Here is a 280-nt window from a genome sequence, read left to right on the forward strand (position 1 = left end):
GCCGCCACAAGGTATGGCCAACGCACGGCGCTGATGGCCGATGCAGCCCACGTTGTTCCACCGATTGGTGCACATGGCTTAAACATGAGTTTAGGCGACTTACGCGTCCTCCTCGACCTCGCGACATCCGATCCAACGGCCCTTGGGACCCCAAAAATGCTCGAAAAATATAACAGGTTGCGCCATCTGGAAGCCCAAATACGCGTCACAGGCGTCGATCTATTAAACCGCGCCTCAATGGTTGGTGCGCAGGGGTTACGCGACTTACGGGCTGGCGCTT

General features: G+C 57.1%; 1 protein-coding gene. It reads left to right on the forward strand.

Features of this window, described 5'->3' with window-relative positions; genetic code table 11:
* A partial coding sequence (locus tag AB9F29_RS22500) for an FAD-dependent monooxygenase (RefSeq protein ID WP_369757325.1) occupies positions 1-280 on the forward strand: 280 nt, incomplete at both ends.

The organism is Falsihalocynthiibacter sp. S25ZX9 (assembly GCF_041205405.1).
Taxonomy (GTDB): domain Bacteria; phylum Pseudomonadota; class Alphaproteobacteria; order Rhodobacterales; family Rhodobacteraceae; genus Falsihalocynthiibacter; species Falsihalocynthiibacter arcticus.